The 16,514-nt window shown below is 42.4% G+C and carries 9 protein-coding genes; 7 read left to right on the top strand and 2 right to left on the bottom strand.

Features of this window, described 5'->3' with window-relative positions:
- Positions 1-91 precede the first annotated feature (91 nt).
- The 3 genes from B2X33_RS01465 to B2X33_RS01455 all read left to right on the top strand — a co-directional run bounded on the left by B2X33_RS01465 (position 92) and on the right by B2X33_RS01455 (position 2,951).
- Complete coding sequence (locus tag B2X33_RS01465; protein ID WP_296667057.1) at positions 92-997, top strand: ABC transporter permease; 906 nt, start codon at positions 92-94, stop codon at positions 995-997.
- Between the two features lie 63 nt (positions 998-1,060).
- Entirely contained in the window at positions 1,061-1,855 is a 795-nt protein-coding gene (locus B2X33_RS01460) for an ABC transporter ATP-binding protein (protein WP_296018595.1), read from the top strand.
- A 91-nt stretch (positions 1,856-1,946) separates the two neighbouring features.
- Entirely contained in the window at positions 1,947-2,951 is a 1,005-nt protein-coding gene (locus B2X33_RS01455; RefSeq protein ID WP_296018586.1) for an ABC transporter substrate-binding protein, read from the top strand.
- Between the two features lie 182 nt (positions 2,952-3,133).
- On the opposite strand, the gene B2X33_RS01450 is transcribed toward B2X33_RS01455, so the two are convergent.
- Positions 3,134-4,396, bottom strand: coding sequence for a class I SAM-dependent methyltransferase (locus B2X33_RS01450; RefSeq protein ID WP_296667054.1), 1,263 nt, complete (start codon positions 4,394-4,396; stop codon positions 3,134-3,136).
- A 198-nt stretch (positions 4,397-4,594) separates the two neighbouring features.
- On the opposite strand from B2X33_RS01450, the gene B2X33_RS01445 reads away from it, so the two are divergent.
- Positions 4,595-5,350: a ParA family protein gene (locus B2X33_RS01445; RefSeq protein ID WP_296667051.1), complete on the top strand. Its 756-nt coding sequence runs from the start codon at positions 4,595-4,597 to the stop codon at positions 5,348-5,350.
- The gene (locus tag B2X33_RS01440) at positions 5,343-6,272 is read left to right on the top strand and encodes a ParB/RepB/Spo0J family partition protein (protein WP_296667049.1); all 930 of its coding nucleotides are present in this window, start codon (positions 5,343-5,345) and stop codon (positions 6,270-6,272) included. Before B2X33_RS01445 ends, B2X33_RS01440 begins: the two co-directional genes overlap by 8 nt.
- Positions 6,273-6,316: 44 nt before the next feature.
- On the opposite strand, the gene B2X33_RS01435 is transcribed toward B2X33_RS01440, so the two are convergent.
- Complete coding sequence (locus B2X33_RS01435; RefSeq protein WP_296667047.1) at positions 6,317-7,051, bottom strand: NAD-dependent protein deacylase; 735 nt, start codon at positions 7,049-7,051, stop codon at positions 6,317-6,319.
- A 518-nt stretch (positions 7,052-7,569) separates the two neighbouring features.
- On the opposite strand from B2X33_RS01435, the gene B2X33_RS01430 reads away from it, so the two are divergent.
- Together B2X33_RS01430 and B2X33_RS01425 are read left to right on the top strand one after the other, a co-directional pair.
- Positions 7,570-13,596: an Ig-like domain-containing protein gene (locus tag B2X33_RS01430; protein ID WP_296667045.1), complete on the top strand. Its 6,027-nt coding sequence runs from the start codon at positions 7,570-7,572 to the stop codon at positions 13,594-13,596.
- 57 nt (positions 13,597-13,653) lie between these two features.
- A partial coding sequence (locus B2X33_RS01425) for a hypothetical protein (protein ID WP_296667042.1) occupies positions 13,654-16,514 on the top strand: 2,861 nt, incomplete at its 3' end.

The following is a 16,514-nucleotide window of genomic DNA, read 5'->3' as shown; positions in this document are numbered from 1 at the left end:
GAAAATTGCGCTCCAAAATAAAAACTGACAAAATTTCAAAAATCTGTTACTCTTTATAAGAACAAAATTTTACTGAAAACGGACACAAAAAATGATTTCTGGAATTTTAATCGAAGGTTTTATTTACGGCATTATGGTTTTGGGCGTTTTTATGACTTTTCGCGTCCTTAACTTTTGCGACATGACGGTTGACGGTTCTTTTCCGATGGGCGCGTGTATTCTTGCTGCATGCCTTACTCACGGGATTTCGCCTTCTTGCGCGCTTGTGATTGCTTTTTGTGGCGGCGCGGCTGCCGGTCTTTTTACCACTTTGATTTATTCAAAACTGCGGATTCCTGATCTTTTAGCCGGAATTCTGGTTATGACAATGCTTTATTCCGTGAACTTGCGGATTATGTCGAACCAGGCAAATGTTTCTTTGTTGCGGCTCAATACGATTTTTAAAAGTCTTTCCAGGGCTTTTCCTGCTGCCGGCGACTGGTCAATCGTGATTTTTGTTGCGGTTTTTGTCGCAATCCTTACTTTTTTGCTCAACACTTTTTTTTCTACAGATTTTGGCTTGACGATGGGCGCTTTAGGTTCTAATCCGCAGATGGTGATTAGCCAGGGAGTTGATCCGCGTTTTGTGCGTGCTGTTGGGATTTGCCTTGGAGACGCAATGGCCGCTCTTTCTGGAGCGATGTTTGCAATGTATCAGGGATTTGCCGATGTTGGAAGCGGAACTGGAGTTGTGGTTTCGGGGCTTGCTTCTCTTATGCTTGGTGAATTTTTGATTCGTTCAAACAAAATCGGCTGGCAGACTTTCCGCGTAATTCTCGGTTCAATTTTGTACCGCGCGCTTATGTACGTTGCCCGGCGTTATGGAAGCTCTGTTGGACTTGGTCCGAACGACTTAAAGCTTATTACCGGACTTTTAATAATAGTCTGCCTGATAATTTCAAAAACGAATATTAGCGCATATTTTAAAGAACACTTAAAAAGGCCTTCTGTAAGCTGAAAATTGGGAGAAACATTAAAGGCCAATAAAAACTTTGCCTAAACTTCATTATGGGAGAAAACGATGCTTGAATTAAAAGATATTGGAATTACATTTAATGCGCATTCGCCGGACGAAAACAAAGCTTTGTCGGGAATAAATTTAAAAATTAACCGCGGAGATTTTATAACTGTAATTGGTTCAAACGGAGCCGGAAAATCAACTCTTTACAATATAATTGCAGGAACTTTAAAGCCGACCACCGGGAAAATTTTTCTTGAACAGAACGGCGCTGTCCGTGATATAACCGGTGATCCTGAATACAAGCGCGCCCGCTACATTGGACGCATTTTTCAAAATCCTCTTTTGGGAACAGCCGGAAAAATGAAGCTTGAAGACAATATGGTGATTTCCAGCAAAAAAGGAAACAAAGGCTTAAAAATTTCGCTGAATAACCGTCTTCGCGAGCAGTTCCGCGAACAGCTTAAAGAGCTCAATATGGGACTCGAAAACCGCCTAAACGACAATGTTGAACAGTTTTCCGGCGGCCAGAGACAGGCTCTTACGCTTTTGATGGCGGTTATGAGCAAGCCGGATCTGCTTTTGCTTGATGAGCATACTGCCGCCCTCGACCCGGCAAATGCCGACCTTGTAATGCAGCTTACTCTCAAATTTACACGCGAAATGGGACTTACAACGATGATGGTTACTCATAATATGCAGCACGCGCTCGATTACGGAAACCGCCTCATCATGATGCACAAAGGGCAGATAATTCTGGACATAAACGGCGAGCAGAAAAAAAATCTTACAATGGAAGACTTAATCGCCCAGTTTAAAAAAATACAGGTTTCAAACGACGCATTGATGCTTCAGTAAAATTAAAAAAAACGCAAAAAAAAATTCTTCTTGACATAATGTTTCTATTTATAGTAACATTGTGGAGTAATCACTTTTTTGGAGGAATTTTATGAAACTCGTAAATAAGATTGTTTTTTCTGCAATTGCTGCGGCCTTGCTTTTTGGAACTCTTTCATGCTCAAAAAAATCAGCAAAGTCTGAGAAAAAAGTAAAGATTGGAATTGCAAAAATCGTTCAGCACGTTGCTTTGGATTCTGTTGAACAGGGCATTATCGATTATTTAAAAGATAACGGAGTTGATGCGGAATACGACTTGCAGAATGCAAACGGCGATGTAAACACAGCCGCACAGATTGCGCTCAAATACAAGGACGAAAATGTGGATGTTGCCGTAGGAATTGCAACTCCTGTAGCGCTCGCCCTTGCAAATTCAATAAAAGATATTCCTGTAGTATTTGGAACAATTACAGATCCTCTCGGCGCTGGACTTGTAACAACTCTTGACCACGGCGAAGGAAACGTTACCGGCATGAGCGACGCGATTCCGACAGAACAGCACATTGCGCTTTTTAAGGAAATTGCCGGAATCAAGACACTTGGCTACATCTATACATCGAGCGAGGCAAATTCCGTTTCTTCCCTCGAACTTGTAAAAAATGCCTGCCAGAAACTCGGACTTAACCTTGTGACTCAGTCAATTACAAATTCAAGCGAAGTAAAACAGGCGGCAGAAACAATCGTAGACCGCGTTGACGGAATTTATCTTACAACAGACAATACCGTTTTTAGCGCCCTTTCCAGCCTTATTCAGGTTTTTGAAAAGGCAAAAAAGCCGATTTTCTCCGGCGACGTGACTGGCGCAATGAACGGCGGATGTGTAATCGCTTCCGGATTTAACTATTACAAGGCTGGCCGTGCAACCGGCGAAATGGTTCTTCAGATTTTGAACGGCAAAAAACCGTCAGAACTTCCAGTCCGCTTTATGACAGAGCCAGAAGATTTTGACCTTTTGTTTGACCTGGATGCGGCAAAAAACTGCGGAATCGAAATTCCTAAAAAATATCTCGACACAGCAAGCATGATTTTTGAAAACGGAAAGCTTATCCAAAAGTAAAAAATCTGCAAAAAGCTAATTAGCCCAAATGTCGAGTTTTGATAAGAACAGTAATTTAAGTGTCATTCCCGTGCTACGACACTGCGATGTTTACACAGTAAACTCGGTCAGGAATCTGTTGGAAATTTTCAATTGATTATCGGATCAAGCCCGATAATGACATTAAATTATAAAACTCGAAATTAAGGGTAATTAAGAAGATTTTCTAAAGTCTGATTTACACCAAGTTCCTGTAAAATTTTGCAGGAACTTTTTTTTGCGCCGGCTTCCTCTTCAAAGCCGGATTTTTTTATTGCGCGGATCATAAGGTTTTTTGGAGTGCCTTCGTCGTCAATAAATTCAACCATCTGCACTTTGTATCCGGAATTTTCCAAAAGCTCGCCACGGACAGCATCCGTAACAAGCGCAGAAAAACGCTCTTTTATAAGCCCGTATCTTAAAAGAGGTTCAAAAATCGAATTTTCACCGGCTTTATTTTTTTTAAGCTGCAAATTTATTTCGTGCTGGCAGCAAGGCACAGAAAGAATCGCAGACGCGCCTTTTTTTATTGCGTAGCTTAAGGCGTAGTCGGTCGCAGTGTCGCAGGCGTGCAGGGTGATTATAATGTCCGGTTTTTTGTCCTCTCCAAATTCAGCAATGTCGCCGACCGCAAAGCTCAAATTTTTAAGGCCAAGCTCGTCCGAAAGTCTTGAGCAGTATTCAATTACGTCTTTTTTTAAATCCAGCCCGAAAATTTTGCACGGAACTTTTAAAATTTCAGTCAAAAAATACTGAACTGCAAACGTCAGATAGCTTTTTCCAGAGCCAAAATCAACAACGCTCAGTTCTCCGCCAGCTTTTTTTGCCAAAACTTCGAGAGCCGCGTCCTTAAAAATTTCCAAAAAACGGTTAATTTGCCGGAATTTGTCGTATTTTGCCGCAATAACCCTGCCTTCCGCCGTCATAATTCCGAGCCGCGCCAAAAACGGAACAGGTTTTCCCTCCGGAAGAATGTAATTTTTCTTTTTGTTAAAAGATTTTCCGGTTAAAAGATTTTTGTATGGAATTGGGCGTTCCCCTGCCGGGTCGGGTGTTCCACCGTTGTCATTGCCTTCGGCAACGCCTTGCGGCGCGGTTCCACCCCCTAACGCATTTTTGTCTTTTATTTTTTTTACAAGACGGGTAACTTCGCCTTTTTTGTTTGCAAGAAGCGTAATTTCTTCGGTTTCTGTGCGTTCAATGCAGTTTTTAAAATTTGCAGGAACGTTTTTTTTGATAAATTCTATAGCTTCCTCGGCGTTCATTTTTTTATGAAAAACCTGGGTTTTTGTGTAAAATTCGGCAAGATAGAGATTTTGCGCCAGTTTCGAAGAAACAGAAAGTTTAATTTTTACCCGGATATAAGAATTTTCCGGGTTGTCATTTGTTTTTTTTGCAGGTTTAGAAAGTGTCGCGGATAAAAGCATAGCTTGTATTTTATCCAAAAAGCGTCAGCGATGATAGCAGCGCGAAGCGTTCCTGAGGGCGTAGCGCTCAGGAATGGAGGCGAAAGCCGGAACTGCGGCCGTAGCGACCCGCAAGGCGGGGGACGCCCAAAACTGAGAAACAAAAAATGTTTCTCAAAGGACTGTATTTTTAATGTCGTTTTGCGGTATAGTATTTATATGGGAAAAATTATTGTTTTTGTTAATCAGAAGGGTGGCGTTGGCAAAACAACTTCTGCCATAAACATTGGAGCGTATATTGCAAAGGCAGGAAAAAAAGTTCTGCTTGTTGATTTTGACTCTCAGGGAAATATGTCCAGTGGCGTTGGCGCAAAAAAAGATAAACCTACGATTTATGAGCTTCTTGCCGGTCAATGTGCTTGTGAGCAGGCTGTAAAAAATACTCCGGTTGAAAATCTTGACGCAATCACCGCAGATACAGACCTTTCTGGCGCTGCAATCGAGCTTGTTGATGAAGAAAACCGTGAATTTTTCTTAAAAAAGGCGCTTGAGCCGCTTAGAGAAAAATATGACTTTATTCTTATCGACTGTCCTCCGTCGCTCGGAATTTTAACTCTTAACGGACTTGCCGCCGCAGATTCTGTAATTGTTCCTATGCAGTGCGAATATTTTGCTCTCGAAGGAATTACTCTTTTGCTTCAGACTGTAAAAAAAGTTCAAAAATCAATAAATCCAAAACTTGTTATCGGCGGAATTTTCTTTACTATGTATGACAGCCGTACCCGTCTTGCTCAGGATGTTGTGCGTCAGGTTCAGGCTTATTTTAAGGATTTGGTTTTTAATACGATTATTCCCCGCAATATCCGCCTTTCGGAAGCTCCTTCTCACGGAGTGCCAATCTGCCTTTATGATCCGAGTTGTGTCGGTGCAAAAAGTTATGAAAAACTCGCTGGGGAGGTGATCCGCCGTGGCTAAAAAATTTGGGCTTGGAAACGGCCTTGATTCTCTTCTGGGCTCTTCTGCAAAAGAGGACGAGCCGGCAAAAACAGAAAGTTCTTTTCAATCTGCAAAAACAAATCTGCCTGTCGGCATTGAACAGGACGAATTTGGAAAACTTTGGATTAACCCGGAACTTTTGCGCCCAAATCCTTATCAGCCGCGTCAGGAATTTGATTCTGAGCAGTTAAAAGAGCTTTCGGATTCGATTAAAGAAAACGGCGTAATTCAGCCAGTTACGATCGAAGATGCAAAAGACGGCACTTTTTATATAATTGCCGGCGAACGCCGAACCCGCGCTTCTCGTCTTGCCGGGCTTGAAAAAATTCCTGTTCAGCTTTCTGCATTTAGCGACCAGAAAAAACTCGAAGTTGCGCTTATCGAAAATATACAGCGTGCGGATTTAAATCCTGTCGAAGAAGCCCGGGCTTATTACAAGCTTATGGAACTTGGCGGACTTAAGCAGGAAGAGGTTGCCCAGAAAGTTGGAAAAAATCGTGCCACTGTTGCAAATGCAATCCGTCTTTTAAAACTTCCAGAAGATATTCAGAATGCGCTTGTGAGCGGACAAATTACCGCAGGACACGCCCGTGCTCTTTTAATGGTAAAGGACAAAATGAATATGCATATTTTGTTCGGAAAAATCGTAGGGCAGGGGCTTTCTGTTCATCAGACGGAAGTTATGGCATCGGAAATCAATAATCCTCAGCCAAAGGTTAAGAAAAACGAGAGCGCAAAAAGTGTGACCCGCGATCCGGATTTAATCGATGTTGAAACTCAGCTTATCCAGAAACTTGGAACTAAAGTTCAGATAAAAGGTTCGTACGAAAAAGGTTCAATCGAAATTTCGTATTTTAGCAAGGACGATTTTAACCGCTTGTTTGACTTTATAAACCGCTAGGTTTTAGCTTTGTTCTTTAAAATCTTAGACTGAAGATTATTTTTTTATTTTATTTGTTCAAAAACGCTTCCCAGTCCTTGATGAATGACTAGGTTTGCCATTTCGTCCGCTTGAGTTTGAGTTTTGTTTATCATTGCAAGATTTTTTCCGGTAAAATAGCGTATAAAGCCTGCTGCCGGGTAAACGACGAGGGAAGTTCCTCCGATTATGAGCATATCCGCATTTTTTATTGCCTGAATTGCTCCCTCGACAACATTGTCGTCCAATCCTTCTTCATAAAGAACAACGTCCGGTTTTACAAGACCGTTACATTCTGTGCAACGAGGAAGACTGTCCGGAGAATTTTTGCTTTCGAGAATAAAATTGTCGTCATAAAATTTGCCGCATTTCATGCAAAAGTTGCGCAAAGTGCTTCCGTGCAGTTCAAAAACTTTTTTGCTTCCTGCTTTTTGGTGCAAACCGTCTATGTTTTGCGTAACGATTGCGGAAAGTTTTCCTTTTTGTTCAAGCTCTGCAAGCTTAAAATGCGTAATATTTGGTTTTGCGTTTTTTATAATCAGTTTTTCGCGATAAAATCTGTAAAATTCTTTCGGATTGGCGTCAAAAAAACTTCTTGAAATTATTGTTTCCGGCGGATACTTCCATTTTTGCTGATAAAGACCGTCCTGGCTTCTAAAATCCGGAATTCCGCTCTCTGTGCTTACGCCAGCGCCTCCAAAAAATACAATTCGGGAACTTTCATCAATCATTTTTTGAAGCTTTTTAATTTTTTCGTCCATGCTTGTGCCTCTTTTTGTTTGTGTTTTTGACTGTCGGTTTTAATCAGCCGAAAGTGAATGAATTGTTTTATCAATTATATATTTATATAGCCCGAATTTCGAGTTTTATTGTTTTATATTATTATGGGCTTGACTCTTTGTCATTATCTGGGCTCCCTGTCATTATCGGGCTTGACCCGATAATCTATTGAAATTTTACAGCAGATTCCTGTCCAAGTTTAATGCGTAAAAATCTCAGCTCGCACGGAAATGACACATAAATAACTGTTCTTTTTAAATTACAATTTTTAGAATTTATTAAGCTAATATTTTGGGTAAAAACAAACAAGGAATTTAAAAATTGTAAAAAAATATCTGAGAATTGAACAAAATGTCAAATTTCTCCATAATTGTTATAATATTTTATAATATGCCGATAAATATAATTGAAAAAATATTTGTTTCTAGAAATTTGCACTTATAGATTTTTCGTTGTACTATAAAAAAATGATAAAAAAGTGTTATATAAGGGGACGAGCATGAAAAAAAGTGTGTTTTTCTTTTCTGTTTTGATTGTCTGTGGATTATCTGTTTTTGCACGCGGCAAGCGCGATATTGACGAGCGCGATGTTGCCCAGATGGACAGCTGGCAGGAAGAATTTGATATTGGCGGAAAAAAAGAAGGCAAATACAATGCCATGGTTACCGTAAAGGATAAAGGCGGCAACGAAACTGTCGGCGGACCTTATAATATTTTTATTGATCCTGATTCGGATTATCCTGTTTCTGGTATAACAAACCCGATTAAAAATATGCGTGTTCCGGGAAACTTGAATATTGTCGGAACTTGTATTGATGATGACGGAGTTGACGAAGTTTGGATTAGCCTCGACGGGGCAGAACCTGTAAAAGCTAAAGGTAAGGAATTTTGGTCGTATTATCTTGATACTACGGAGCTTTCGGAAGGTCCTCATACAATCGAAGTTTATGGAATTGATATAAACGGACTTTCTTCTGCGGCAAAATCTTCAAAAAATGCAAAAATAACATGGAACCTTGACCGCAGGCTTCCTGTTACAGAAGTTACAAATCTTGCGCTCGGAACTCTTGTTTCTGGAAAAATCATTCTAAAAGGAACAGTTTCTGATGGAAACGGAATAAAAGCCCTTTCATATTCACTTGACGGAAGAAAAACTTTTAGCGAAGTAAAAATCAAGGAAGACAAAAAAACAGGAATTTGCACTTTTGAGCTTCCAGTCAACACAAAAGAATCTCCAGATGGAGCGGCCGTTTGCTGGTTTAAGGCAACGGACAAAATGGGGTCTGTCGGATACAATTCATTTCTTTATTTTATCGACAACACAAAACCAGACGTAAACATTATTTCTCCTGCTGATGATGAAGTTGTGAACGGTCGTTTTGGAGTTGCAGGTTATGCAAAAGACACAATCGGCGTTCAAAAACTTACATGGGCTTGCGGCGAAAAATCCGGTGAATTTGAACTTACTCCAGGAAATCCGTATTGGTACCAGGAAATCGACACAATCGGCCTTAACACAAAAAAAGTTGAATTTTCGGTAACGGCTTTGGACACCGCTGGAAACGAAGTGACTGTTAAAAAGACAATTCCAATCGATCAGGAACTTGATAAACCCGTCGTAACGATTGAATTCCCTTCTAAAGACGGAATTGTCGAGGGTGATGCCGGAACTTTGTTCTTGCGCGGAATTGCAACGGACGATGACGGAGTTGCCTCTGTCGAATACAGGCTTGACGACGGAGAAACAAAAACTCTCGAAACTCATGGCGTTTTCTATGTTCCGCTCAGCGAAGAAAATGACCTTTCGGCAGGAAAACACAGCGTAACGGTAATTGCGACCGACATTCACGGTGTGCGCGGAAATCCTGTAACTTCGGCTTTTGTTTCTATGGGAAAAGCTTCAGCGATTGAAGATGGAAAAATCAATTCAAGCCTCGGAACTGAGTCTGTGTTTACAGGAGTAACAATTCATCCAGAATCTAATCCGAAATACGAAACTACAGTTTTGAGCGCCTGCGGAATTTCTTCGGTTGCATGGCAGTTAAACTGGGGCGACAACGGAAGCAAGACCGGAGAAGTTGCTCTCAAAGGCGGAGAAAAATCAGTTCCTGTAAGTATTGCGCTTGGCGATGCGGATATTGCTTATGGAGCGGTAAATCTTACAATTACGGCGATTGATATTTATAATCGGGCATCTCAGAAAATTGAGCTTGTAAATCTTTTGGATCTTACTCAGATAAATGTTGAAAAACCGGCAGTTGTTTTTGAAGACAGCCGCATAAGCGAAAATGGCGACATTACAAACGACATTGAGCATCCTGTTTCTGGATATTTTGCCGGCGGAAAAATAAAAAGCGCTTCAATCGTTCCTTCAACTCCTTTTGCAAAAATTGAATACGATGAATTTACGATAAAATTGACTGCGACTGACGCTCTCGGAACTTCATCTCCTGTAAAAGTACGCGTAATTTCTCAGGACAATGTTGCTTACGAAAGCCGCGAATTGATTTTCCATTCGGATTCTCCAGCGCCAAAAGTTGCCGTTGACAAATCTGAAGAAAATCTTGAGCAGCGGTTTGACGAAGACGGAAACCCGGTAGAAGAACTTTCAAAGATAAAAATTTCTGGAGCGGTTTCTTCTGAAACTCCGCTTACTTCTTTAAAATACCGGATTATAACAGTTCCTGCTGTTTTTGACTTAAAAACGCCTTCGCTGGTAACAGGAGCAAATTCTCCTTCGTTCGGACAATTTGCAGAACTTCCTGCAAAAACAGGCAGATTTGAGTTTGAAATTGATGCTGCTGCGCTCAGAAAGGGAATTTCTGTAGTCGAAGTTGTGGCAAACAACGGAAAAACGGCGGCAGATTCTGTAAAAATCAGAAATCTTCCTGAACTGCCTTTAAAAACAGCCGACGGCAAAAAAATCACTCCGGCAAAACCTGTTTATTCGTGGATTGATGCGGAAGATGTTTACTATGTAATTACTTCTCAGACTTCTTCTTCAAATTTTAGCGGAACATTTTTCCGTTCAGAAATGGCTGCCGGTTCTCCAGAACTCTCGGTAAAAGCCAGCGATGGAAAAGTGATTTCAAAATACACGGCAAAAAAAGCAGGCTCTGCAAAAGTATTTATTTCGGAAATTGACGGGAAAACTTACGCAAGCGGAATGAGAATTGCAGTTCCTCGCGGAAATTCTAATTCTCCAAAAAACGCATGTGTGAGCATTGTTTCCGACTTCCCGGTAACTTCCGTAAACTGGGCTCTTTCTGGAGAAAAAATTCCTGGCGGGGACGAAAAACAAAGCGGGAAAGTTGATGCAAAACAAATCCGCCAAATTGATTCAACTCATTACGAGGCAAATATTCCTTTGAATAATCTTCCTTCAAGGCTTACTTCTCTTGAGATAACGGCAGAAACTGCGGGCGGAAATGCTTCTTATAAAGGAACTGTCGGAATTGTGCGCGAAAGAGATTCTTCTCTTGTAGACAACGAAAAAAGGATTTATTGGGCGCCGACAGAAAAAACTCCGTTTGACACTGCAAATTCCCGCTATGTATTAAAAACCGGCGAAAAATTTGGAGCATTTGCAAACGTTTTGGGACCTGTAACGGCAGCTCTTTCAACTTCTCAAAACGGACTTATTGTTCAAGCGGATGGAAATTTTGCATACATTATTGCAGAAAAAGAAGGAATTTATAAAAATGTCGGTCTTAAAGTGACTGACAGCCAGGGCGTAACATACAATTCGACTTTGATTGAACTTTTAGTTGACGATTCTGCTCCAACCGTAGAAATTGTTGCTCCTGAACTGCAAAAGTGGATTCAGAAAAATACAATGCTTACTGTAAAAGCTGGCGATTTAAATGGAATTGAAAGCGTTGAATATTCGGTAGACGGCGGCAGAAACTGGAATCCTTGCAAAGGAAACGGAACTGGAACTTACGTTGCCGCGCTCAATCTTGAATCATTTGAAGACGGAATTATTCCTGTTGACGTGTTTGCAAAAGACATTGCAGGAAGAATTTCTTATGCGCGGACAGTAATTCAAAAAGATACTCAGGCTCCGCAGGTTCAGGTTGTTGTTCCTTGCGAAGATGATGTTGTAAACGGCGAGAATCTTATCGCATTCATTGCAAAGGACAACGGACATTTTAGCCGTGCAGAATATGTTGCGCCTAAAAACGGAAATGCCGCTTCTGCGCCAGTTGAAATTCCTCTTGGACCTATGGTTGTTACTCATATTGGAACAGCGGATAAGCAGATTAGCGATTTGATGTCATTCAATTTTTATGATGAAACAGGAAATGTCGAAACAATCCGCCGCTGGGACTTTATAATTGACCAGAAATCAGACCTTCCAATAGCAGAAGTTCATATGCCGGAAGAAGATGCCGTAATAACGACAGACTTTGTTGTTTCGGGCGTTGTCGTTGATGACGATGGACTTTCAAAAGTTTATTACAAAATCGACAACGGTGAATACAAGCTTGTTTCAGAAGACTATGGCACAAGTTTTTCAATTGATGTTCCTCTTTCGACGATGAAAGACAACGAACACTCGGTTACTGTTTATGCAGAAGACTTGAATGGTGTAAAAGGACCGGAATTTGTCCGCAATTTTAAAATTTCTCTTGAAGAGCCAAAGGGCGCAGTTATAACTCCTCCGATTGACAATACAGTCCGCGGCTGGGTAAAGCTTACAGGAAAAGCAACTGATAAAAACGGTATAGGCAAGGTTTATATTTCTGTAGACAACGGAAATACTTATAACGAGGCGACCGGAAATTTTGCCCACGAAAATGAAGTTTCTGACTGGTCTTACGAATTCGACACAAGAGTTGTAGAAGACGGAACTCATGTTGTATTTATGAAAGTTGTTGACTGGTTTGGAATCGAAGGCCTTTATTCATCTTTGATAAACATTGACAACACCGCTCCGAGCATTGACCTTGAATTGCCGCTTGACGATTCAAAAACAACAAAAATGCTGTTCTTCTCTGGCCAGACAACGGATAATATTGGACTAAAAAAACTTTATATTACGATTCGTTCTCTTGAAGGCAAAACTGTAAGCCAAAAACTTGCAAACATCAACTTGACTCCTGGAGAAATCATTACAGAATCAATAGATCTGTCTTCTCTCGACAACGGTTTTTACAATGTTGAATTGACAGGAATGGACGCGGCAGACAATATTACCCGTGTTTCAAGAAACGTTCAGCTGGACAAACGCGCCGCAATGGCAAAGGTTGATCTTTTGTATCCGCTCAATGGAGAATTTGTAAAAGGCGTATTCAATATTTATGGAACGGCAGTAAGCGAAATCAACATCGAAAGCCTTGAACTTTTGGTTGACGGAGAAAAAACGGCAGAAACAACACTGAGCGAAAGCGGATATTACAAATTTAACCTTTCGCCGGAAATGCTCACTGACGGACAACACAAAATTCAGGTTAAGGCAAATCTTGCAAATGTAAGCACGATTATGTCTAACGAGCAGTTTATAAATTACAGTTCTGTTGGTCCTTGGGTTACAATCGACAATTTTACTTACGGAGATTTTGCAATCGAAAGACCGTACATTGTTGGCGATGCCGGATATGCAATTTCTGAAACGGAACTTGTTGCTGCAAAGGCAAAGGGCGCTCAAAAAGAAATGAAAGATGCCGCCTTGGCAAAAACTGTAGAAAAAGTTGAAATTTCTTTCAACAATGGAAAATCATTTGAAGAAATTTCAAAAACTGGAAAATGGCGCTACCGCATTGAAAACGAAGATATTACCGAAGGCTATCACTTTATGCTCGTGCGGGCAACTATGAAAAACGGCGAGACAGCAGTTACAAGAACTATTGTTCAGGTTGATAAGACTAAACCGACTGTTAAGCTAATAAGCCCTGGCGAAGGCGGACGCTTTAACCAAAGCATTGAATTTAGCGGTCTTGCGCACGACGATGTTGCTCTTAAGAGCGTTTCTCTTGCTTTGCGAAAAGGCGACAAGTCAAGTTATGAAGTTCCAGCGTTTATTCAGGGATTGTATTTTGACTGGCATTTCTGGGGCGCAACTTTGTTCGATATTGGTGCCGGACTTTCGTTCTTTGATGATAACGTTCGTCTTCAGGTTCAGTGGGGACAGTTTACGCAGACACAGCGCGAAATGTTTACAAAAACAAACCAGCGTTATGGCGGTGACAGCGTATTTGGAGCAAAAATTCTTGCAAACGTTGCATATATTCCATTTATGTACTTCCTTGGACGCGATTACGAATGGCTTTCTGCAAACGTGACTGTCGGCGCAAACTTTACGAGATTTAATCAAGGTCAGTCTGGTAAGCCGCAGGTTCTTTCTGCCTTGCTTGCCCAGATTGAATTCCCTAGGGTGACTTTCGCAAAACAGAAGATGTTCAGGACGTTCTCAATTTATACAGAAGGCCAGTTGTGGTTTATTCCAACAGATGTAAGTTCGGACGTTGATATTGATAACTTAGTTCCGCAAATCTCTGTAGGTTTGCGTGTAAATGTATTCTAGAAATTTTTTCTAGAATTAGCACATGTAGATTGATTTTGTTTTAGAATGGAGATTTTTATGAAAAAAAGTGGCTTTGAAATTTTTTATAGAGAAAAACCTCGCAAAATAATACGGGGGGGGGTATTTGCGGTAATGCTGGGCGCCCTCGTTTGCGCAATGGGGTCTTGCAAGGTAGGACTTGGAGACTCTGTAGACACCGAGGCTCCTTCTGTAAAAATCGTCTATCCTGATCCGAACACAAACGCCATAATCCGCGGCACTTTCATGCTATACGGCGACTGCGGCGACGACAAGCAGATTACGGCTGTAAAAGTTACTCTTGTAAACACAGACACAGGCGAGACTGTCCTCAAGGACGCGCCTGCGACCGTCGACAGCTCGTCAAAGCACTGGAGCATAGACCTGAATAAATATTCCCCAGAAAACAGGTATGCCGGCTGGCAGCTCGCCGATGGAAAATACACCGCGACAGCACGCGCATACGACGGCTCCCACGACAGCAGCTCGGACGAGAAGAGCAGCTTTTCATCATCTTTCGAGATTGACAACACGCCTCCTGTATTCGTGATCAAAAACCCTGGCGTAGTAAAAAGCGGCTCAAGCTCGCCTTCGGCCTACGGCTCCATCTTTACAGTCGAGGGAACAATAGCGGAGCTGCATTCAGTAAGCTCAATGGACGTCACAATCTACGACGAGAGCGGAAATATAGTCTCAAAGGAAAACTACAACGGCGAGGAGATAAGCTCATTCCGCGAGGAAAATATCGAGACCGCGGGCGGCACAAGCGTAATAATCGCTCAGGCCGGAAGCCAAAGGTACGACGGAATCTACGGAGACTCAAGCGGAACACAGAAATACACCTGCTCAATAAGGCTCACGGACAACGCGAAAAAATACACAACGCCTCCGGACAGCTCAGACCAGAGGACAGCGGAAGAAGCCGCGGCCGACGAAAAAGGAAATTCAACAAGCGCGCTATACCTCTACGACGATGTCTACGACAGTCTTTTAAGCCAGAAAAAGGAGACCAGCAAAAAGCTCCAGCCGACGGATTTAATGAACATACTCAACGGAACAAAGAGCGACGACGAGGCCAAGCAAATTCTTGCCACAGCGGAAAAGGACACCTCATCGGCGGAAGAGAGCGGACGGCTTTATTTTTCGCTTAACCCGAACGCGAACCCGACATACCAGGTCAACGGATTTGAATACAAATTCGGAGCGAACGCAGCGAACCAGCAGGCGTCAAGCGGAAACGCGGTTTCCGTGACAGTAACGCAGGGGCTTGACCAGACACAGATAGACCTTGACGGAAACGAGAAATCGAACGCGACAGTAAAGGTCTGGATGAAGGAATACACGGCGGCCCCGGAGTCAAAGGAAGAGCTTGCCGCGGAGCTCAGCGAGACTCTTGCGGCGAAGGTGAAGGCTCTTGAAGACGATGAGGACGGATACTCGGAGGCGACATTCACAGAATACTCAAAGGCGACAGAGGAGCTTCCGGCGACAGAAATCGGGGGCTGGAAACTTATATACGACTACGGAAAGAACAATTCCGGAGGAGCGTCGGTCTCGACAAAGACATTCTCGGTAACACTTCCGGAAGGCGCGATAGTCCTCAACAAGTATTATATTCTTGCGGTGACAGGACGCGACATAGACGGAGTGGAATTCTCGCAGAGCACGATATACGGCTTTGAGGGAAACGAGGCAGGAGTTCCGCCGACTCTCAAGATTCTCTCGCCGGGAGGCTCTCTCCAGGCGGAAACAGGCTTCAGCTTCAGCGGAAGCGCGGCTTTGAAGGGAGGGTCTCTCTACACTTCATATCTGCGGGCGGCTCTCACCGTGACAGACCAGGACTCAAATACGGAGCTCGGAACATACACAGAGGAGATAAGCCGGGCAGGAGCGGACAAGAGCTGGACTTCCACTTCGGCGTTCACATGCGGCGAGGACGGAATCTGGACATTCAGTCCATCAGGGCTGGAAGGCTACGAGAAGATAAAGGCGGAGAAAGGTTCCGGAAAATCATATCTTTACACGCTTGAGCTCTACGGAAAATCTTCCTCCGGCCACGACGCAACGGTCTCGTCAAATGTCCAGATTGACTCCGTTCTGCCAAAAATCGAAATCTCTTCTATTACGCCTACGGTTGATGAATATGATGGAAAAACAGGGCCGTTTGTGAACGGAACAGTCACGGTAAAGGGAACTGTCGAGGAGACAAACCTTGAAAGCGTAGCAATGCAAATCTATGCTGGAGACGAGCTGAAGGAGACAAGAGACCTCGGAAAAGTCTACTCGTTCACCCAGACGATTGACACGACAGAGCTTCCGGACGAAGTTTTGCTCGATGTAAAAGTTACAGCGACCGACAAGGTTGGAAACCAGACAACGTATTCATCTCGAAGCGCGGCAGATTCAGAATATACAAGTCTCAAAATTTCACAGAAGACGGACAATCCTGTAATCACTCTGAACAACGCGAGCAATTCAGATGAATTTAAAACAGATTCAAAAAACATCAATGCGAACAAGGGCAACCTGTTCGGAACGATTTCGAATAATAAGATTTCTGTTTCTGTTTCTGACGACGACCTAATAAAAAGCGTTGCGATGAAAGTTTATAAGGCTGATAAGACAAACTTAGTTGATTCGACAAAAAAAGACGATATTGGAAAATCGACTTGCAGCAATTCGTTCACGCTTCCTTCTGACGAGGGCGTTTATGCTGTGGAGATTATTGCGACAGATGATGTTTTGTCCACCGAGCTTTCTGGAAGAACACCTGTAACTGCAACCACAGGAAAATTCTTCATCGCGGTTTCCGCAGGAGCGCCGGTAATCACACTGGATTCGATAAAAGAATATCAGCCGAAAAATCCTACAATTTCAGGTTCTGTAAGTTCTAGCGAAGC

This window comes from Treponema sp. UBA785 (assembly GCF_002297065.1).
Classification (GTDB): domain Bacteria; phylum Spirochaetota; class Spirochaetia; order Treponematales; family Treponemataceae; genus Treponema_D.
The sequence above is the reverse complement of the archived record's forward strand: the minus strand, read 5'-3'. Positions and strand labels throughout refer to the sequence as shown.